This is a genomic window from Actinosynnema mirum DSM 43827 (assembly GCF_000023245.1).
GTDB classification, from domain to species: Bacteria; Actinomycetota; Actinomycetes; order Mycobacteriales; family Pseudonocardiaceae; genus Actinosynnema; species Actinosynnema mirum.
The window spans coordinates 993,771-1,015,010 of the sequence record NC_013093.1; the positions used below are offsets into that span (position 1 = coordinate 993,771).

Consider the following 21,240-nt stretch of genomic DNA (forward strand, 5'->3'; position numbering starts at 1 on the left):
CGGCGAGGGGGAGCGGCCACCGGTCGGTGCTGAAGCTGAATCGCTCAGTGGAACGAGTGCTCCGGTCCGGGGAACCGGTGGCCGCGCACCTCGGCGGCGTACTCGCGCGCGGCGTCGCCCATGATCCCGGCGAGGTCGGCGTAGCGCTTCACGAACCTGGGTCCCTTGCCGCGGCGCAGGCCCATCATGTCCTGCCACACCAGCACCTGGGCGTCGGTGTCGGGTCCGGCGCCGATGCCCACGGTGGGGATGCGCAGCTCGTGCGTGATCTTCTTGGCGACCTCGGAGGTGACCATCTCCAGCACCACGGAGAACGCCCCGGCCTCCTGGACGGCGTGGGCGTCGGCGACGACGGCGTCGAACGCCTCGTTGCGGCCCTGCACGCGGAACCCGCCGAGCTGGTGCTCGTGCTGCGGGGTGAACCCGATGTGCGCCATGACGGGGATGCCCGCGTCCACGATGGCCCGGATGTGCGGCGCGAACGCGCGCCCGCCCTCCAGCTTCACCGCGTGCGCGCGGCCCTCCTTCATGAACCTGACCGCCGTTGCCACGGCCTGCTCCACCGACACCTGGTAGGAGCCGAACGGCAGGTCGGCCACGACGAGTGAGCGCTTCACCGCTCGGGTGACCCCTCGGACGAGTGGCAACAGCTCGTCCACGGTCACCGGGATGGAGGACTCGTAGCCGTAGACGTTGTTGGACGCCGAGTCGCCGACCAGCAGGACCGGGATGCCCGCCTCGTCGAACAGCTCGGCGGTGTACATGTCGTACGAGGTGAGCATGGGCCACGGCTCGCCGCGGTCCTTCAGCTCCTGCAGGTGGTGGATGCGGACCCGCTTGGCGGGTGGACCGGCGGGCCCACCGGCCCCGGTCCCGTAGGGCGCGGGAACCTCAGCGCTCGAGGTCATCGTCGACCGTCCTTCCCTCGAAGCCCGCTCCAGCGGGTCTCCGGGCCTTGGTGCACGGTGTACCCCTCCAGGGTCGCACCGCCACCACCGCGGCGACACCCCGTGCGAGTAGCCTCACACGCTTCGCGCAACCCCCGAACGCCGCGCCGGACGGCCCCGTGCCGACCCGCCCGACGGGCTCACCGCAGTCCCGCCGCCCGCAGCACCGCGAGCGCCACCGCGTCCGGCCGGTCCACGTGCACCATGTGCCTGCTCCCCGGCACCACCACCAGCCGTCCGCGCGCCGACATCCCCGCGATCGCCTCCAGCTCCGGCCGCGCCACCGGGGCCAGCACCTCGAACGGCACGTCCGGCAGCGCGGTCCCCTCCCGCAGCTCCTGCACCCGCGCCACCTGCTCGGGGAACGACGCCAGCTCCGCCAGCACCGCCAGACCCACCGGCAGTCGCCCGTACACCCGCCGCACCAGCCTTCCGGGGGCGCGGTCCTGTCGCCCGAACGTGGTCACCGCCATCGCCCCCCGCCGCAGCAGCGGCCCGCCCCACCCCAGCACCGACCCCCACCGCCGCCCCGACAACCGGTGCACCCCGCACCGCAGCGCCCACCCCGCCACCACCGACGCCGGGTCGAACGGCCGCCCACCGCCGGGCGCCACCGGGTCGGGGTCCACCAGCACCAGCCCCGCCACCCGCCCCGGCCGCAACCGCGCCCACGCCTCCACGTGCAGCGCCGCCATCGAGTGCCCCACCAGCACCACCGGCGCCCCCGAACCGGCCTGTGACCCCGAACCGGCCTGTGACCCCGACCCCGAACCAGCCCCCGAACCCGGCCGCGACCCCGCCCCGGCCCCCGGACCAGCCCCCGCCCCGGCCCCCGGACCAGCCGAAGCCGCCCCCACCACCGCGTCCAGCACCCCCACCTCCCGCGCCACCGACGGCGCCCGCAGCGCGGGACCGCTCCCACCCGTCCCAGGCCGGTCGAAGACCAAGACCCGGACGTGCGGCTCCAGCAGGGCTACCGTGGCGTCCCAGTCGAACCACGCCCCACCCAGCCCGGAGCTGAGCACGACGACCGGGCCGCACCCCCGCGCGCGGAGGTGCAGCCTGCCTGCCGGTGTGTGGATCGTGGTTCGCACGTGGCCGAGCTCTCCGGGGGAGTGGAAGAACGTGGCGGTTGCCGGGTGGAAGTGGCGGGCGGCGGGGGTCGTCGCCACGGTCGTGCAGGTCTCCGCGCTGGCCTCCCTGGTGCTGCTGCTGTGGGCCGAGGGCACGACCCTCGGCGACGTCATCTTCTTCTCCGGCTACGCCCTCGGCCTGCCGGTCGAGGCGAACCTGTTCATCGTCCTGGTCCTGGTGGTCCTCGGCGCGGCGCTGCGCGCCCGCAAGCGCGCGGCCCTGTGGGCCCTGCTGCTCACCGAGGCGCTCGGCCTCGCCTGGAACCTGGCCGTGCTGCTCCTGCTCGCCGTCGCCCCCGACGTGCCGGCGTCGGGGGAGCAGGTGGACTGGCGGCGCGCGCTGGGCTTCCTGGGCGGCGGCGCCCTCACCGCCCTGGTCATCATCGCCTTCCTGCTGGCGATCCGGGAGGCGTTCCCCGCCGAGCTGGCCCCCGGCGCCTGGCGCAAGGCGCTGGCCGCGTTCATCGTCGGCCTCGCCGCCGCCGCCACCGCCGGGTTCCTGCTCACCGAGGTCTTCCCCGGCTCCCTCCGCGACCAGGGCGAGATGCTGGTCTGGGCGGCCAACCAGGTCTCCGGCGAGGTGGTGCCGCTGCGCCGCGCCCTGTCCGGCGAGGGCCCGGCCTGGCTGAGCGTGCTGCTCGGCGTCACCGGCACGCTCGTCGCGATCTTCGCCCTGTACCTGTTCTTCCGGGGCGAGCGCTCCAGCCGGTGGATCAACGTCGACGAGGAGCTCACCCTGCGCCGCCTGCTGGCCGCCCACGGCGAGCCGGACTCGCTCGGCTACTTCGCCACCCGCCGCGACAAGAGCGCCGTGCTCTCCCCGGACGGCCGCGCCGCGCTGACCTACCGGGTGCTCGCGGGCACCACCCTGGCCAGCGGCGACCCGGTCGGCGACGAGGACTCCTGGCGGCAGGCGGTGCGGGCCTGGCTCGACGAGGCCCGCCGGTACGGCTGGCGCGCGGGCGTCCTCGGGGCCAGCGAGCGCGGCGCCCGCGCCTACGCGGCCGAGGGCCTCAAGGCGCTGGAGATCGGCGACGAGGCCGTGCTGGACGTGCGCGAGTTCAGCCTCGCCGGACCGGAGCGGCGCGCGGTCCGGCAGGCGGTCAGCCGAGTGGAGCGCGCCGGGTACACCGCGCGGGTGCGCAGGCACGCCGAGATCCCCGCCGACGAGATGGCCGGGCTGCTCGACCTGGCCCAGCGGTGGCGCGGCGCGCAGACCGAGCGCGGCTTCTCCATGGCGCTCGGCAGGCTCGGCGACGAGTCCGACGGCCGGTGCGCGATGGTCGAGGCCTACGACGCGGACGGCGCGCTGCGCGGGCTGCTCTCGTTCGTGCCGTGGGGCAGGCGCGGGCTGTCCCTCGACCTGATGCGGCGCGACCGGACCGCCGAGAACGGGCTCAACGAGTTCATGGTCGCCGAGCTGGTCGCCGCCGCCGGACGGCTGGGCGTGCAGCGGGTGTCGCTGAACTTCGCCATGTTCCGCGCGGTGTTCGAGGAGGGCGAGAAGCTCGGGGCCGGACCGGTGCTGCGGGCCTGGCGCGGCGTCCTCGGCCTGGCCTCCCGGTTCCTGCAGCTGGAGTCCCTGTACCGCTCCAACGCCAAGTACGGCCCCGACTGGCAGCCCCGCTACCTCTGCTACTCGGGCGTGCGGAGCCTGCCGAGGGTGAGCGTCGCGGCGGGCGTCGCCGAGGGCTTCGTGCCGAACCTGCGCTCCCTGCTCAAGCGCGGCTCCCGCCGCCGGGGCCTGGACGGGGCCACCACGTCCGGCCGCTGGTTCGCCGACGCCGTCCGCGAGATCGAGGCCACCCGCCCCGAACCGGCCCGCGCCCGCCGCCCCGAGCAGGTCAGGGTCCGCATGGCCAAGCTCGACCTGCTGCGCGCCGCGGGCCGCGACCCGTACCCCGTCGGCTACGACCGCGACTGCCCCGTCGCCGAGGTCGAGTCCCGGTTCGGGCAGGTCGTCGCGATCACCGGCCGGGTCGTGGCGCTGCGCGAGCTGGGCGGCCTGTGCTTCGCCCGCGTCCGCGACTGGACCGGCGAGGTGCAGGTCATGCTGGACGCCGCCACCACCGAGGACCTGCACCTGTGGAAGTCCGGCGTCGACCTGGGCGACCACGTCGGCGCGCGCGGCGAGGTCGTGCGCTCCCGGCGCGGCGAGCTGTCCGTGCTGGTCGCCGACTGGGCGATCACCGCCAAGTGCCTGCACCCGCTGCCCGACCGCCGCGCGGGCCTGGCCGACCCGGAGGCGCGGGTCCGCAAGCGCTACCTGGACCTGGCGGTCAACCCCGACTCGGCCGCGATGCTGCGCACCCGCAGCGCCGTCGTGCGCGCCGTCCGGGACTTCCTGCACGACCGGGGCTACCTGGAGGTCGAGACCCCGATGCTCCAGACCGTGCACGGCGGGGCCAACGCGCGGCCGTTCGTCACCCACATCAACGCCTACGACACCCGCATGTACCTGCGGATCGCGCCCGAGCTGTACCTGAAGCGGTTGTGCGTGGCGGGCGTGGACCGGGTGTTCGAGCTGAACCGGAACTTCCGCAACGAGGGCGCCGACGCCACCCACAACCCGGAGTTCACCATGCTGGAGGCGTACCAGGCGTACGCCGACTACCGGGTGATGCTGGACCTGGTGCGGGAGCTGGTGCAGCACGCCGCGGTGGCCGCGCACGGCAGGCAGGTCGCGGTCCGCGACGGCGCGGAGGTCGACATCTCGGGTGAGTGGCCGGTGGTGCCGGTGCACGCGGCCGTGTCCACCGCGCTCGGCGTGCAGGTCGGCCCGGACCTGCCGCTGGACGAGCTGCGCGCCGCGCTGGTCGCCGGGGGCGTGCCGCTGCCGGAGGACCTGGAGGCCGACCACGGGACGCTGGTGCTGCGCGCCTACGACCACCTCGTGGAGCCCGCCACGACCGCCCCGACCTTCTACACCGACTTCCCCACCTCGGTGTCCCCGCTGACCAGGGAGCACCGCGCCGACCCCCGGCTGGCCGAGCGCTGGGACCTGGTCGCGTTCGGCGCGGAGGTCGGCACCGCCTACTCCGAGCTGACCGACCCGGTCGAGCAGCGCCGCAGGCTGGAGGCCCAGTCGCTCAAGGCCGCCAGCGGCGACGTCGAGGCGATGGAGCTGGACGAGGACTTCCTGGCCGCGCTGGAGCACGGCATGGCCCCCACCGGCGGCCTTGGCCTGGGCGTGGACCGCCTGCTGATGATGCTCACCGGGGCGAGCATCCGGCAGACGGTCCTGTTCCCGTTCGTCCGCCCCGGGCCGAAGTCCTGAGCCGGGCCGAAGTCCTGGGCCGGGCCGAAGTCCTGGGCCGGGCCGAAGTCCTGGGCCGGGCCGAAGTCCTGGGCCGGGCCCGGACCGGGCCGCGCGCCGCCGCTAGCAGCGCGCGCCCTCCGGCGGCAGCGCCAGGCCCACCAGGTAGCCCGTCCCGACCGAGTCCACGCACTCCACGCCCTGCAGGTACACGGTGTGCTGCTCGCCCTCGTAGGTCAGCAGCCCGCCGCCCAGCACCCGCGCCAGGCTCACCCCCGCGTCGTACGGGGTCGCCGGGTCGCCGGTCGTGGAGATCACCAGCACCGGCGGCAGCCCTGCGGGCTTCGCGGTCGGCGACGGCACCGCCGTCACCGGCACCGGCCAGAACGCGCACACGTCCAGCACGCCCACCGGCGGGGTGCCGTCGTCCAGGAACGGCGCCGCCGCCCGGTACCGCCGCGCGACCTCGGCCAGCTCGGCCCGGTCGGTGTCGCGCGGCGAGTCGACGCACTGGATCGCGGTGAACGCGTCCGTGATCGCCGAGTACCTCCCGTCCGCGTCCCGCCCGTAGTAGGTGTCCGCGAGCAGCAGCAACGTCTGCCCCTGCCCCGCCTTCAGCTCGGTCAGCCCGGTGTTCAGCGGCTCCCACAGCTGCGAGGAGTACAGCGCCTGCACCACGCCGGTGATCGCGTCGTTGTACGACAGCTTCCGGCCCTGCACGGCCACCGGCTCCTCGATCAGCGGCCGGGTCAGGTCCCGGAACGCCTGCGCGGCCTTCGCCGGGTCGGTCCCCAGCGCGCAGTCCGGCCGCCCCGCGCACCACGCCGCGAACTCCTCGAACGCCTGCTGGAACCCGGCGCCCTGCGCCACCAGCGAGTCGCCCTCGTCCTGCGCCGGGTCGACCGCCCCGTCCAGCACCATCGCCCGCACGTTCGCCGGGAACGTCTCGGCGTACACCGCGCCGATGTGCGTGCCGTACGAGTACCCGACGTAGCTCAGCTTCTCGTCGCCCAGCGCGGACCGCAGCACGTCCAGGTCCTTCACCACGTCGCGGGTCCCCAGGTTCGCCAGGAACTCCGCGCTGGTGTTCTCCGCGCACTTGCCCGCGTACTCCTGGTTCTCCCGCTCGGTCTCCGCGACGCCCTCGGGCGAGGCGTCGACGTCCACGTCGAGCCGCTCCTCGTCCCGCTCGGCGTCGCTCAGGCAGCGCACCCTCGGCTCGCTCGCCCCCACCCCGCGCGGGTCGAACCCGACCAGGTCGAAGCGCGCGCCGATCTCCGAGGACAGCACCTGCGGCACCAGCGACACCGCCGCCTCCATGCCGGACGCGCCGGGACCGCCGGGGTTGAGCAGCAGCGACCCGATCCGGTCGCCGGTGGCGGGCCTGCGCAGCACCCCGATCCGGATCGTCTCCCCCTCGGGCGCCGCGTAGTCCAGCGGCACCTCGACCCGCGCGCACTCCAGGCTCGGCCGGTCCCGGTACAGCGCCCGCGTGGTCGTGCTGTCCGCGTACGCCGAGCAGCCGCCCCAGCCGATCTCCTGGCCGTAGAACCGCTCCAGCCCCTGCGGCACCGCCCCCGCCGGGCCGCGCTTCTCCAGCCGCACCCCCGGACCCGGATCACCGGGCAGCACCGAGGTGCAGGCGGTCAGCGCGAGCAGGACCAGGAGCAGCGGAGAGGAACGGCGCACGCACCGATGGTATGTGCGCCCGGCGGGTGGTGACGCCTCGGACACAACGCGCGCCGCCGACCCCCTCCGTGGGAGAGGATGTCCCCATGCCGCAGCTCCGACTCGCACTGGCCCAGGTCAACGCCTGCGTCGGCGACCTGGCGGGCAACTCCGCCCTCGTCGTCGACTGGACCCGCAAGGCCGTCGAGGCCGGCGCTCACCTGGTCGTGTTCCCCGAGATGGTCCTCACCGGCTACCCGGTGGAGGACCTCGTCCTGCGCGAGTCGTTCACCTCGGCCTCCAAGGCCGCGCTGACCGACCTCGCCGCCACCCTGGACCGCGAGGGCCTCGGCGGGATCGCCGTCTTCGCCGGGTACCTGGACGGCGACGAGCGGGGCAAGCGCAACTCGGCCGCCGTGCTGCACGGCGGACAGGTGGTCGCCCGCCAGCACAAGCACCACCTGCCCAACTACGGCGTCTTCGACGAGCGCCGCTACTTCCGGCGCGGCGACGCGCTGGAGGTCGTGCGGCTGCACGGCGTCGAGGTCGGCCTGGTGATCTGCGAGGACCTCTGGCAGGACGGCGGCCCCGTCGCCGCGCTCGGCCAGGCCGGGGTCGACCTGGTCGTCTCGCCCAACGCCTCCCCGTACGAGCGGAAGAAGGACGACGTCCGGCTGCCGCTGGTGGCCCGCCGCGCCGCCGAGGCGGGCGCGCCGCTGGCCTACGTCAACCTGATCGGCGGGCAGGACGAGCTGGTCTTCGACGGCGACACGATGGTGGTCGGCGCCGACGGTTCCCTGCTCACCCGCGCCCCCCAGTTCGTCGAGCACCTCGTGGTCCTGGACCTGGACCTGCCCGGCGGCGCCGCGCGCACCGAGGGTGACGTCGCGGGCTTCCACGTCACCCGCAAGGTGATCTCGGACGAGCCGCTGCCGCGCTACGAGCCGCTGCCCGTCCCGGCCTCCGCCGAGCCGCTGTCCGACGAGGCCGAGGTGTGGCACGCCCTCGTCACCGGCCTGCGCGACTACGTGCACAAGAACGGCTTCCGCTCCGTCGTGCTGGGCCTGTCCGGCGGCATCGACTCCGCCGTCGTCGCCTCGCTCGCCGTCGACGCCCTCGGCGCGGACTCGGTGCACGGCGTCTCCATGCCCTCGGTCTACTCGTCCGACCACTCCCGCTCGGACGCCGAGGACCTGGCCCAGCGCACCGGCCTGCACTACTCGGAGCAGCCGATCCCCACGATGGTGGCGGCCTTCGTCGACCAGCTGGGGCTCACCGGCCTCGCCGAGGAGAACGTCCAGGCCCGCTGCCGCGGCATGACGCTCATGGGCCTGTCCAACCAGCACGGCCACCTGGTCCTGGCCACCGGCAACAAGACCGAGCTGGCCGTGGGCTACTCGACCATCTACGGCGACGCGGTCGGCGGCTTCGCCCCCATCAAGGACGTCCTCAAGACCCTGGTGTGGGACCTCGCCCGCTGGCGCAACGCCGAGGCGGAGAAGCGCGGCGAGCTGCCCCCCATCCCGGAGAACTCGATCAGCAAGCCCCCGTCGGCCGAGCTGCGCCCCGGCCAGGTCGACACCGACTCGCTGCCGGACTACGAGCTGCTCGACTCGGTCCTGGACGACTACGTCGAGGGCGACAAGGGCTACCGCGCCCTGCTCGACTCCGGCTTCGCCCCCGAGCTGGTCGACCGGGTGCTGCGCATGGTCGACCGGGCCGAGTACAAGCGCAGGCAGTACCCGCCGGGCACCAAGATCAGCAACAAGGCGTTCGGCCGCGACCGCCGCCTCCCGATCACCAACGGGTGGCGCGAGGGCTGAGCGCCCGCCGCGTTCGGACGAACCCGCCGCGACCCCGCAGCCACCCGGCTGCGGGGTCGCGTCTTACCCGGAAGAGTGGATCTCCACCGAACCGACCAGCGCGATCACCCGCCGGGCCCCGCCCGCGTCACCCGCTCGGCCCAGGGACCCCCACCTCCCCGCCCCGCCCCGCCCGCCCAGGGCGAACCGCGTTAGGGCGATCCGGCAACGCGCCGTCAACGGGCTTTACCTAGGCTGCGACCCATGAACCGCCAGCAGGAGTTCGTGCTCCGCACGCTAGAGGAACGCGACATCCGCTTCGTCCGGCTCTGGTTCACCGACGTCCTGGGCTTCCTCAAGTCCGTCGCGGTGGCCCCGGCCGAGCTCGAAGGCGCCTTCAGCGAGGGCATCGGCTTCGACGGCTCCGCCATCGAGGGCTTCGCGCGGGTCTACGAGTCCGACATGGTCGCCCGCCCCGACCCGGCCACCTTCCAGGTCCTGCCCTGGAAGACCCCGGACCAGAACCACTACTCGGCGCGGATGTTCTGCGACATCTCCATGCCCGACGGCGCCCCCTCCTGGGCCGACCCGAGGCACGTGCTGCGCCGCACCCTCGCGCGCGCCAGCGAGCAGGGCTTCACCTGCTACGTGCACCCGGAGATGGAGTTCTTCCTGCTGAAGGAGCTCAACGGCAACGGCCTCGAACCCGTTCCGGCCGACAACGGCGGCTTCTTCGACCAGACCAGCCACGAGACCGCCACCCACTTCCGCCGCCACGCCATCGAGGCGCTGGAGGCGATGGGCATCTCCGTGGAGTTCAGCCACCACGAGGGCGCGCCCGGCCAGCAGGAGATCGACCTGCGCTACGCCGACGCCCTCACCATGGCCGACAACATCATGACCTTCCGGTACCTGATCAAGGAGGTCGCGATCACGCAGGGCGTGCGCGCCTCCTTCATGCCGAAGCCGTTCTCCGAGCAGCCCGGCTCCGGGATGCACACCCACGTGAGCCTGTTCGAGGGCGACCGCAACGCGTTCTACGACGCCGAGGACCCCTACCAGCTCTCCGACACCGGCAAGGCGTTCGTCGCCGGCCTGCTCAAGCACGCCCGCGAGATCACCGGCGTCACCAACCAGTGGGTCAACTCCTACAAGCGGCTCATCGTCGGCGGCGAGGCCCCGACCGCCGTCTGCTGGGGCCACGCCAACCGCTCCGCCCTGGTCCGCGTGCCCATGTACTCCAAGGGCAAGGCCAGCTCGCGCCGCGTCGAGGTCCGCACCCCGGACTCGGCCGCCAACCCGTACCTGGCGTTCGCCGTCATCCTCGCCGCGGGCCTCAAGGGCGTCGAGAAGGGCTACGAGCTGCCGCCCCCCGCCGAGGACGACGTGTGGTCGCTGACCGACCGCGAGCGCCGAGCCGCCGGCTACGCCAACCTCCCGCAGAACCTGGGGGAGGCGCTCACCGAGATGGAGAACTCCGAGCTGCTCCCCGAGGTCCTCGGCGAGCACGTGTACGACTTCTTCCTGCGCAACAAGAGGAACGAGTGGGACTCCTACCGCCGCAGCGTGACCCCTTACGAGCTGCGAACCCTGCTGCCGGTCCTGTGAAGCGGCGACCCGTGCGGGTGGTCCACACCGGGCACTCCCCGAAGCTGGGCTCGTACACCGCGACCGAGTTCCCCTCGAACCCGGAGACCGCGCCCGTCCTGATCGGGTGCACGGTGGCGACCGCCGCCGAGCTGCCCGCGGTGAAGGCGCTGTCCAGCTCGTTCCTGGCCCACCACCCGGAGGCCAGGTTCCTGGCGCTGGTGGTCGACGCCGCGCCGGGCACCTCGGGCCCCGGCCTGGTCACCCCGGCCGACCTCGGCGTCACCGCCGAGGAGCTGGCGGTGCTCGCCACCGGCTGCACCGCCGCCGAGCTGTGCGGCGTGCTCCGGCCGCTGCTGCTGGAGCAGCTGCTCGGCCAGGGCGTGCCGGTGCTGTGCCTCGACCCGTGGGTGCGGGTCCTCGCGCCCGTCACCGAGCAGGTGCTCGCCGCCGCCGAGCAGGGCCCGCTGGTGCTGCTGCCCAGGTCGCTGCGCCCGCTGCCCGACGACGGCCTGCGCCCCACCCCGACCGAGCTGCTGCGCACCGGCGTGTTCGACCCCGGCTTCCTGGTCGTCGCGCCCGGCGCCGAGCCGTTCCTGCGCACCCTCGCCGAGCAGCTGCGCCGCACCCCGGACGCGACCAAGGCCGTGCTGGACATGGCGCCCGCGCTGGTCAAGGTGCACGTGCTGCGCGACGCCACCATCGGCCTGTCCGCGTGGAACGCCGCCCAGCGCCCCGTGCACCGGCTCGACGACGGCGCGCTCAGCGTCATGGGCGAGCCGCTGCGCACGGTGCACTTCGCGGGCTTCGACCCGAACCGCCCGTGGCTGCTGTCGGCGCGCTTCGCCGACCGCCCCAGGGTGCTGCTGTCGGAGCACCCGCTGCTCGCCGACCTGTGCACCGCCTACCGGGCCGACCTGGTCCGCGCGGGCCACACCGCCCAGCGCGTCCCGTACGGCTTCGGCCAGCTCGCCGACGGCACCCCCATCCCGGACCGCCTGCGCGCCGACTACCGCGCCGCGTCCCGCACGGGCACCCCGCACGGCCCGTTCGGCACCCCGAGGCCGATCCCGGTGCCACCGCAGGAACTCCTGCTCGACGGCGCCCCGGATTTGGCCGACGGGCAGCCGGAATCCGTTCCGCCGCAGGGCGAGCCGGGCCAGGCCGGACCCGCGCAGGCTGGACCTGCGCAGGACGGGCCGGTGGAGTCCGCAGACGCCCCGACCGCCGCTGTTCCCGCCGCCTCGGACACCGACGCGCCGACCAGGGCCGCCCTCACCGTCGTCCCCGACGGCGGCGCGCCCGAAGCCGCCACGCCCGATGGCAGTGCGCCCGAAGGCAGTGCGCCCGAAGACAGCGCGCCCGCCGGGCAGCCCGAGGCCGACGTCCCGGAGTCCGCTGCCTCTGACCCCGCCGCGTCCACCGATCCGACCACCGCCACCGCTGCCGCCTCCGACGCCGACGACCGCCCGCACACCCCGCCCCCCGCGTTCGGGGACGACCGGGGAGCCGCGTTCCTGGCCTGGGCCTGCGAACCCGTCCGCGGCCTGCACGGCAGCACCCGCTGGTCCGTCGCCCTCTGGCAGGGCGACCTCGCCCTGCGCCACGAGTTCCCCGACCCGTTCGGCGAGGACAGCGCCGCCTTCCGCGACTGGTGCGCCACCACCGGCGTCGCCTCCGGCAGGCTCCCCGTCCCCGCCGTGCCCGGCCCTCGCGCCGGGACCCCCGCCCTCATCGACCAGCTCGGCGTCACCGTCCTCGGCGACGACCCGGCGGCCGACCTGCTCCGCGCCGCCGCCAAGGCCTCCGGCCTGCCCACCGGCGACGGCTACCCGGTCGTGCTGCGCGTCGGCGACGAGCCCGTGCCCGCCGACCGCTTCCTGGTCGACTACCTCGCGTCCGACCAGCCTCCCCAGTCGCTCGACGCCACCGAGCTGTGGACGCCCTCCGAGGCCACCCGCGCCGCCGTCGAGCGCGCGGGCGGACCGGTCGTGCGCGTCCTCCCGCTGCCCACGGCCGAGGCCGACGCGGGCGTCCCCGAACCGCACGAGGGCCTGCTCCTCGGCGCGCTCGCGGACCACTCGATCGACCGGTCCGGCAACGTCCTCGGCGTCGTCGCCGCGTTCCTCGCCGCCTTCCCCGACCGCGACGACGTGCGCCTGCGCATCACCGTCACCGGGGCCGACGAGCACCCGGAGGCCGCCGAGCGGCTGCGCCTGGCCACCGCCACCGACCCGCGCGTCGAGCTGGCCGACGACTTCCGGCCCGTGGACTGCCTCGTCTCGCTGCACCGGGGCGGGGCCGACGACCGCGTCGCCGCCGCGCTGGCGGACGTCGCCGCCACCGGCACCCCGGTCATGACCGCGCGGCACGGGGCCGTCCCCGAGCTGTTCGACAAGGCCACCGCGCTGTTCGTGCCGTGCCGCCAGGGCGTCGAACCGGACGCCGACGCGGCCGTGAAGCTGCTGCGCGCGATCGCCGACGAGCCCGAGGCGGTCGCCGCGATAGGGGCCGCCGGGCGCGAGCACGTGCGCGCCACCCGCTCCACCGCCCAGGTCGCCGAGGTGCTGCGCGAGCGCGTCGAGCACGCCTACCGGGGGTGGCGCGCCCGCCGCGCCGCCGCGAAGCCCGCGCCCGTCGCCGACCCGCTCCAGGTGCTCCAGACCGCCAAGCACGCGCTGCTGCGCGAGCCGGACGTCAGCGTCGCCAGCCGCATCCCGATGGCCCCGCAGCTGCGCAAGGTCGTGCTGCGCGTGCTCGACCACCACGACAACCACATGCGCGACGTCCTCGGCGGCATGGTCGACGGCGTCGAGCGCACCGTGGCCGAGCTGGTCCGCAGGCAGGACGAGGTCACCACCGGCATCGGCCTCGGCGAGCTGGAGGTGCTGCGCTCCGAGGTGGAGCAGCAGGCCGAGCGCCAGGGCGAGCACTCCGACCAGCTGATCGCGCTCGACGACTCGGTCGTGCGCGTGCGCGCGGACATGGCCGGGCAGGGCAGGAGGCTGCGCGACATCGAGGACGCCCTGGTCGCCGAGGCGGCCAAGCGCGCCAAGCAGGGCGAGGCCGCCGCGCAGCGCATCGACAAGCTCGCCGTCGCGCTGGAGCGCACCCTCGACCGGATCGACCGCCTGGAGTCCAGGGTGGTCGACGTGCTGCGCGACCGGGACCACCGGCTCGACGCCGGGGTGCGCTCGGCCGCCCAGGCGCAGGCCACCGCCGACGCGCTGCGCCGGGTCGTGGTGCGCGAGCACGAGCGGCACTCGGCGTCCGCGCCGTCCGTGCGCAGCTCGCTGGTGCTGACCGAGGTCGGCCTGCTCCGGCTGCCCGCCGACGACGCGTTCATGCTCCCGTTCCTGTCCAGCAACGGGACGTGGGAGGCGGAGCTGTCCGAGCTGATCGACTCGGTGGTCGAGCCGGACGGGATCTTCCTGGACGTCGGCGCGTACGCCGGCTACCAGACCGTGCGGATGCTCAGCCGGATGGGCACGACCGGGGCCGTCGTCGCGGTGGAGCCGTGCCCGTCGGCGGTGGAGCTGCTGCGGCACAACGTGCAGGTGAACCTGCCGCAGCGGGTCGCCGAGCGGCTCGTCGTGGTGCCCGCCGCCGCGTGGGAGAGCGCGGGCGAGCTGGCCGCGCAGCCCTCGCTCACCGGCGGGGTCTCGGTGTCGCCGCTGCCTCCGGACGCGCCCGCGGACGCGCCGAGGGTGCGCGCGACCCGGCTCGACAAGGAGCTGGAGGCCGTTCCCGGTCTCGCGGGGCTGAAGCTGTCGGTCGTCCGCGTGGACGCGCCCGGCCGGGGGCACCGCGCCCTCGCCGGGCTGGTGCGGTTGCTGCGCAGGGACCGGCCGCACGTGTTCCTGGAGTTCTCGGCCACCGCCACCGAGGCGCTGGGCGACGACCCGGTGCGCGTGCTGGCGGAGTTCCGGGTGTGGGGCTACGACCTGGTGCCGGTGGCGACCCGCGAACCCGCGGCGCCCGAAGCCGTGGTCGCCGCGATGGAGGGGCTGCGTTCGGTCCCGCTGTGGCTGCGCCCGCGTCCCGTTCCGGCGAAGGGCGTGCCCCCGCAGGCCGCCCCGACCGCTTCGCAGCGCGCTGACCAGGCGATTTGACTCGTGACGCGGGGATGAGTAACTTTCTCCAAGTCGCCAGCGACAAACACCCCGGAACGAGCGGTTGACACCGCGAAACGGGCCGGGTAGAGTTGCGCGGCGTCAAACCCCCAGAATTTAACTGAATGGCTTCTTGCTGCCCCGGTGAAGGAAACGACGCCGATTTGACAGCCGGAAATCAACTCCGATAAGTTCTGGATCAAGCTAAATTGAATGCGAAGCGAGTTCGCCAAGCCGGTCAGGAAGTCGAAACGGCCGATTTGACAAGGCGAAAACGAACAAGCTAAGCTTCAAACACAACGAACGAACAAGCCCCAGAATGAAACGCGGTAAGACGCGGAGTAAAGACGGTGAGCGCGTGTTCTTTGAGAACTCAACAGCGTGCCGAATAGCCAGTAAATTATGATCCTCGTCAAGAGGATTCCTTTGAGATTGTTACTGGACAGCTGACAAATTCATGTCAGTGGTTGTCCGAGCGATCAACTCATTCATTATTGGAGAGTTTGATCCTGGCTCAGGACGAACGCTGGCGGCGTGCTTAACACATGCAAGTCGAGCGGTAAGGCCCTTCGGGGTACACGAGCGGCGAACGGGTGAGTAACACGTGGGTAACCTGCCCTGTACTCTGGGATAAGCCTGGGAAACTAGGTCTAATACCGGATACGAGCCTTCCCCGCATGGGGTTGGTTGGAAAGTTCCGGCGGTACAGGATGGACCCGCGGCCTATCAGCTTGTTGGTGGGGTAATGGCCTACCAAGGCGACGACGGGTAGCCGGCCTGAGAGGGTGACCGGCCACACTGGGACTGAGACACGGCCCAGACTCCTACGGGAGGCAGCAGTGGGGAATATTGCACAATGGGCGAAAGCCTGATGCAGCGACGCCGCGTGAGGGACGACGGCCTTCGGGTTGTAAACCTCTTTCAGCAGGGACGAAGCGCAAGTGACGGTACCTGCAGAAGAAGCACCGGCTAACTACGTGCCAGCAGCCGCGGTAATACGTAGGGTGCGAGCGTTGTCCGGAATTATTGGGCGTAAAGAGCTCGTAGGCGGTTTGTCGCGTCGGCCGTGAAAACTTGGGGCTTAACCCCGAGCCTGCGGTCGATACGGGCAGACTTGAGTTCGGCAGGGGAGACTGGAATTCCTGGTGTAGCGGTGAAATGCGCAGATATCAGGAGGAACACCGGTGGCGAAGGCGGGTCTCTGGGCCGATACTGACGCTGAGGAGCGAAAGCGTGGGGAGCGAACAGGATTAGATACCCTGGTAGTCCACGCCGTAAACGGTGGGTGCTAGGTGTGGGGGACTTCCACGTCCTCCGTGCCGCAGCTAACGCATTAAGCACCCCGCCTGGGGAGTACGGCCGCAAGGCTAAAACTCAAAGGAATTGACGGGGGCCCGCACAAGCGGCGGAGCATGTGGATTAATTCGATGCAACGCGAAGAACCTTACCTGGGCTTGACATGCACTGGAAACCAGTAGAGATATTGGCCCCCTTGTGGCCGGTGTACAGGTGGTGCATGGCTGTCGTCAGCTCGTGTCGTGAGATGTTGGGTTAAGTCCCGCAACGAGCGCAACCCTCGTTCCATGTTGCCAGCGCGTTATGGCGGGGACTCATGGGAGACTGCCGGGGTCAACTCGGAGGAAGGTGGGGATGACGTCAAGTCATCATGCCCCTTATGTCCAGGGCTTCACACATGCTACAATGGCCGGTACAAAGGGCTGCTAAGCCGTGAGGTGGAGCGAATCCCATAAAGCCGGTCTCAGTTCGGATCGGGGTCTGCAACTCGACCCCGTGAAGTCGGAGTCGCTAGTAATCGCAGATCAGCAACGCTGCGGTGAATACGTTCCCGGGCCTTGTACACACCGCCCGTCACGTCACGAAAGTCGGTAACACCCGAAGCCCGTGGCCCAACCCGCAAGGGGGGGAGCGGTCGAAGGTGGGACTGGCGATTGGGACGAAGTCGTAACAAGGTAGCCGTACCGGAAGGTGCGGCTGGATCACCTCCTTTCTAAGGAGCATCTGCGGACCAGCTTGCTGGTTCGGAGGCCACGCGGTCGGCGAACGATCGACCGGTGGAGCTCAATATTGTGGATGCTGGCTAATGCGTGAATCGGGATTGCCGACCGAGTTAGTACTGCTGCTTGCAGTGTGGAAGGGTCGGTCGGGGGTTTCGAGGAGTGTTCGGTACGCTGTTGGGTCCTGAGAGAACACGCGAGTGTCTTTCAGTGATCGGGCTCTCCTAGCCCACGAACCACCATCCGACATACGGGATGGCAGGCGCGGTGCAGGTAAGGGAGAGTGTCGGTTTGTTCTTTGAGAACTGCACAGTGGATGCGAGCATCTTTGTGGCAAGTTATTAAGGGCATACGGTGGATGCCTTGGCACCAGGAGCCGATGAAGGACGTAGGAGACTGCGATAAGCCTTGGGGAGCTGTCAACCGAGCTGAGATCCAAGGATTTCCGAATGGGGAAACCCGGCCCCAGTCATGTGGGGTCACCCACGCCTGAACACATAGGGCGTGTGGAGGGAACGCGGGGAAGTGAAACATCTCAGTACCCGCAGGAAGAGAAAACAACCGTGATTCCGTGAGTAGTGGCGAGCGAAAGCGGAAGAGGCTAAACCGTATTCGTGTGATACCCGGCAGGGGTTGCGTGTACGGGGTCGTGGGACCTGTCTGATCGTTCTGCCGGACGGTCGAGGAGTCATAAAACACTGTGGTTAGCGGAACGTGTCTGGAAAGCGCGGCCGTAGAGGGTGAGAGCCCCTTACGCGAAAACCTAGTGTCTCCTGACGGTGTTCCCAAGTAGCAGCGAGCTCGTGGAATTTGCTGTGAATCTGGCGGGACCACCCGCTAAGCCTGAATACTCCCTGGTGACCGATAGCGGACTAGTACCGTGAGGGAAAGGTGAAAAGTACCCCGGGAGGGGAGTGAAATAGTACCTGAAACCGTGTGCCTACAATCCGTCGGAGCCTTTAGGGGTGACGGCGTGCCTTTTGAAGAATGAGCCTGCGAGTTAGTGCTACGTGGCGAGGTTAACCCGTGTGGGGTAGCCGTAGCGAAAGCGAGTCCGAATAGGGCGCCAGAGTCGCGTGGTCTAGACCCGAAGCGGAGTGATCTAGCCATGGCCAGGGTGAAGCGCGGGTAAGACCGCGTGGAGGCCCGAACCCACCAGGGTTGAAAACCTGGGGGATGAGCTGTGGTTAGGGGTGAAAGGCCAATCAAACTCCGTGATAGCTGGTTCTCCCCGAAATGCATTTAGGTGCAGCGTCGTGTGTTTCGTGCCGGAGGTAGAGCACTGGATGGTCTAGGGGGCCCACAAGCTTACCGAAATCAACCAAACTCCGAATGCCGGTACGTGAGAGCGCGGCAGTGAGACTGCGGGGGATAAGCTTCGTAGTCGAGAGGGAAACAGCCCAGAACGCCGGCTAAGGCCCCTAAGTGTGTGCTAAGTGGGAAAGGATGTGGGATCGCACAGACAACCAGGAGGTTGGCTTAGAAGCAGCCACCCTTTAAAGAGTGCGTAATAGCTCACTGGTCAAGTGGTCCTGCGCCGACAATGTAGCGGGGCTTAAGCACACCGCCGAAGCCGTGTCATTGACACGCATGTGTTGATGGGTAGGGGAGCGTCGTGCAGCCAGCGAAGTGCCGGAGTGATCCAGGTGTGGAGGCTGTGCGAGTGAGAATGCAGGCATGAGTAGCGAAAGCAGAGTGAGAAACTCTGCCGCCGGATGACCAAGGGTTCCTGGGCCAGGCTAATCCGCCCAGGGTAAGTCGGGACCTAAGGCGAGGCCGACAGGCGTAGTCGATGGACAACGGGTTGATATTCCCGTACCCGTGTGAACGCGCCCATGGCGAGGCTTGTGATGCTAACCGCCCAAAGCCCATCGTGATTCTTCGGATGATCGGTGACGTGGAGCGCGGGAACCGAACTTGTAGTAGTCAAGCGATGGGGTGACGCAGGAGGGTAGCTCCGCCAGTGAGTGGTAGTACTGGTGTAAGCGTGTAGGCCGATGTGTAGGCAAATCCGCACATCATGAGGCTGAGACGTGATGCATAGCCGATTGAGGCGAAGTAGAGTGATCCCATGCTGCCGAGAAAAGCCTCTAGCGAGCTTTCACGCGGCCCGTACCCCAAACCGACACAGGTGGTCAGGTAGAGAATACCGAGGCGATCGGGCGAACTGTGGTTAAGGAACTCGGCAAAATGCCCCCGTAACTTCGGGAGAAGGGGGGCCGAGGGATTTGAAGCCCTTTACGGGCTAGGATTTTTCGGCCGCAGAGACCAGCGAGAAGCGACTGTTTACTAAAAACACAGGTCCGTGCGAAGTCGCAAGACGATGTATACGGACTGACGCCTGCCCGGTGCTGGAACGTTAAGGGGACCGGTTAGCTCTTCGGGGCGAAGCTGAGAACTTAAGCGCCAGTAAACGGCGGTGGTAACTATAACCATCCTAAGGTAGCGAAATTCCTTGTCGGGTAAGTTCCGACCTGCACGAATGGCGTAACGACTTCTCGACTGTCTCAACCACAGGCCCGGCGAAATTGCACTACGAGTAAAGATGCTCGTTACGCGCGGCAGGACGGAAAGACCCCGGGACCTTTACTATAGCTTGGTATTGGTGTTCGGTTCGGCTTGTGTAGGATAGGTGGGAGACTGTGAAGCGGCCACGCCAGTGGTTGTGGAGTCGTCGTTGAAATACCACTCTGGTCGTACTGGATGTCTAACCTCGGTCCGTGATCCGGATCAGGGACAGTGCCTGGTGGGTAGTTTAACTGGGGCGGTTGCCTCCCAAAGAGTAACGGAGGCGCTCAAAGGTTCCCTCAGCCTGGTTGGCAATCAGGTGTCGAGTGCAAGTGCACAAGGGGGCTTGACTGTGAGACCGACAGGTCGAGCAGGGACGAAAGTCGGAACTAGTGATCCGGCCATGGCTTGTGGAAGCGTGGTCGCTCAACGGATAAAAGGTACCCCGGGGATAACAGGCTGATCTTGCCCAAGAGTCCATATCGACGGCATGGTTTGGCACCTCGATGTCGGCTCGTCTTCCACGTCGAGACCACGCCCGAGGTCGTGCTGGGCTGGGCGGCGGCCTCGCCGGACGTGGCCGAGGCGGGTCGTCCGGGCTGGTTGGAGCCGGAGCGGCTGGCCGAGGTGCACGCCGACATCGCCGAGGTCTGGCAGCCGTTCGCCGACCGGTTCGTGAAGCTGGCGTCCGGCGAGATCAAGCCCGCTATGTCCGGTATGCCGCTTCCGCTGGTGTGACGAACATCGGTCGGCGCATGAGTTAACGGAGTGTGCATGTAGCGTTCACCCGCAAACCCTTACGCAACCTAATCGGTTGAGCCGAAGGACTTTACGGGTGGACGTCTCACTCCTCGTCGTCACCGTCATCGTGACCGCTCTGGTCTTCGATTTCACGAACGGCTTCCACGACACAGCCAACGCGATGGCCACCTCGATCGCCACCGGAGCGCTCAAGCCGAGAACCGCGGTCGCGCTGTCGGCGGTGCTGAACCTCGTCGGCGCCCTGCTGTCGGTGGAGGTGGCCAAGACCATCTCCGGCGGCATCGTCGACGACGCCCTGATCACCCCGGCGGTGGTGTTCGGCGGACTGGTCGGGGCGGTGCTCTGGAACCTCGTCACCTGGTACCTGGGCCTGCCCTCCAGCTCCTCGCACGCCCTGTTCGGCGGCCTCATCGGCGCCGCCTGGGTCTCGGCGGGCGCCGACGCGGTGCACTTCGCCAAGGTCCTGGACAAGGTGGTCGTGCCCGCGCTGGCCGCGCCGCTGGTCGCCGGGATCGTCGCGCTGCTGGCGACCAGGCTCACCACCCGGCTGACCGCCGGCGTGCGGGGCTCGGTGGCGGGCAAGGGCTTCCGCGCCGGGCAGATCGCCTCGGCCGCCCTGATGTCGCTCGCGCACGGCACCAACGACGCCCAGAAGACCATGGGCATCATCACCCTCACCCTGATCACCGCGGGCACCCTCGCGCCCGGCGCCGAGCCGCCGACGTGGGTCGTGGTGAGCGCCGCCGTGGCGATCGCGCTCGGCACCTACCTGGGAGGCTGGCGGATCACCCAGACCCTCGGCAAGGGCCTGACCACGATCGAGCCCGTGCAGGGCTTCGCCGCGCAGACCAGCTCCGCCGCGGTCATCCTCGCGTCGTCCAACCTGGGCTTCGCGCTGTCGACCACGCACGTCGCGTCCGGCGGCATCACCGGCGCGGGCCTGGCCAAGGGCCGGGACGCGGTGCGCTGGGGCGTCGCGGGCCGGATGGTCGCCGCCTGGGTGCTGACCCTGCCCGCCGCCGGCCTCGTCGGCGCGCTCGCGGGCTGGGTCGCCGACAGCGGCACCGCCGGGGTCGTGGTCGTCGCGGTCACCGCCGTGCTGGTGTCGCTGGGGATCTACGTGCTGTCGCGCCGGGAGCCGGTGCTGCCGGAGCAGGTCGTGGACGAGGGCCCCGCCTCCGCGCGGGAAGTGGGAGGGGTGGCGGCGTGAAGGTCGACTGGGGAGCGCTCGGCTCCGTGTTCGGGGTCAGCCTGGTGGTCGTGCTGGGCCTGGTGGCGCTGTTCTCCGCCGCGCTGCGCGGGTTGTCCGCGCGGGAGGTCGCCCGCGAGGGCGGCGGCAGCGGGACGACGGGCCTGTCGGTCGCCGTGACCTGCTTCGCGGCGTGCGCGGCCGTGGTGCTGTTCGGGATCTACTTGATCGTCGCGCGCTGATCCGGTGCGCCGGGCGGCG

General features: G+C 70.4%; 9 protein-coding genes and 2 rRNA genes. 8 read left to right on the forward strand and 3 right to left on the reverse strand.

Features of this window, described 5'->3' with window-relative positions; translation table 11 throughout:
* Nucleotides 1-44: 44 nt before the first annotated feature.
* Together panB and AMIR_RS35290 are read right to left on the reverse strand one after the other, a co-directional pair.
* Entirely contained in the window at nt 45-908 is an 864-nt protein-coding gene (gene panB, locus AMIR_RS04520; RefSeq protein WP_012783526.1) for a 3-methyl-2-oxobutanoate hydroxymethyltransferase, read from the reverse strand.
* 179 nt (nt 909-1,087) lie between these two features.
* Complete coding sequence (locus AMIR_RS35290) at nt 1,088-2,041, reverse strand: alpha/beta hydrolase (RefSeq protein WP_187313483.1); 954 nt, start codon at nt 2,039-2,041, stop codon at nt 1,088-1,090.
* Nucleotides 2,042-2,072: 31 nt separating this feature from the next.
* Between AMIR_RS35290 and lysX the strand changes: the two genes are divergently transcribed.
* Nucleotides 2,073-5,357 carry a bifunctional lysylphosphatidylglycerol synthetase/lysine--tRNA ligase LysX gene (gene lysX / locus AMIR_RS04530; protein WP_012783528.1) on the forward strand — a complete coding sequence of 1,095 codons (3,285 nt, stop codon included), beginning with the start codon at nt 2,073-2,075 and terminating at the stop codon, nt 5,355-5,357.
* 102 nt (nt 5,358-5,459) lie between these two features.
* Here lysX and AMIR_RS04535 read toward each other — a convergent pair whose 3' ends face one another.
* Nucleotides 5,460-7,025, reverse strand: coding sequence for an alpha/beta hydrolase (locus AMIR_RS04535; protein ID WP_012783529.1), 1,566 nt, complete (start codon nt 7,023-7,025; stop codon nt 5,460-5,462).
* A gap of 86 nt (nt 7,026-7,111) precedes the next feature.
* Here AMIR_RS04535 and AMIR_RS04540 point away from each other — a divergent pair, with 86 nt between their 5' ends.
* The 7 genes from AMIR_RS04540 (at nt 7,112) to AMIR_RS04570 (ending at nt 21,221) form a co-directional block, all read left to right on the forward strand.
* A complete protein-coding gene (locus AMIR_RS04540; RefSeq protein ID WP_012783530.1) occupies nt 7,112-8,827 on the forward strand; it encodes an NAD+ synthase in 1,716 nt (571 codons plus the stop codon).
* Nucleotides 8,828-9,070: 243 nt separating this feature from the next.
* A complete protein-coding gene (locus tag AMIR_RS04545; RefSeq protein ID WP_012783531.1) occupies nt 9,071-10,414 on the forward strand; it encodes a glutamine synthetase family protein in 1,344 nt (447 codons plus the stop codon).
* Entirely contained in the window at nt 10,411-14,505 is a 4,095-nt protein-coding gene (locus AMIR_RS35295; protein WP_012783532.1) for an FkbM family methyltransferase, read from the forward strand. The genes AMIR_RS04545 and AMIR_RS35295 overlap by 4 nt, the downstream gene beginning before the upstream one ends.
* Nucleotides 14,506-14,996: 491 nt before the next feature.
* A 16S ribosomal RNA gene (locus tag AMIR_RS04555) occupies nt 14,997-16,513 on the forward strand.
* 338 nt (nt 16,514-16,851) lie between these two features.
* Nucleotides 16,852-19,655 (forward strand): 23S ribosomal RNA (locus tag AMIR_RS36720).
* The 16S and 23S rRNA genes sit together here, the layout of an rRNA operon.
* Before the next feature lie 208 nt (nt 19,656-19,863).
* Nucleotides 19,864-21,000, forward strand: coding sequence for an inorganic phosphate transporter (locus tag AMIR_RS04565; protein WP_012783533.1), 1,137 nt, complete (start codon nt 19,864-19,866; stop codon nt 20,998-21,000).
* Nucleotides 20,997-21,221 carry a hypothetical protein gene (locus AMIR_RS04570; protein ID WP_012783534.1) on the forward strand — a complete coding sequence of 75 codons (225 nt, stop codon included), beginning with the start codon at nt 20,997-20,999 and terminating at the stop codon, nt 21,219-21,221. Before AMIR_RS04565 ends, AMIR_RS04570 begins: the two co-directional genes overlap by 4 nt.
* The last annotated feature ends 19 nt before the right edge of the window (nt 21,222-21,240 follow it).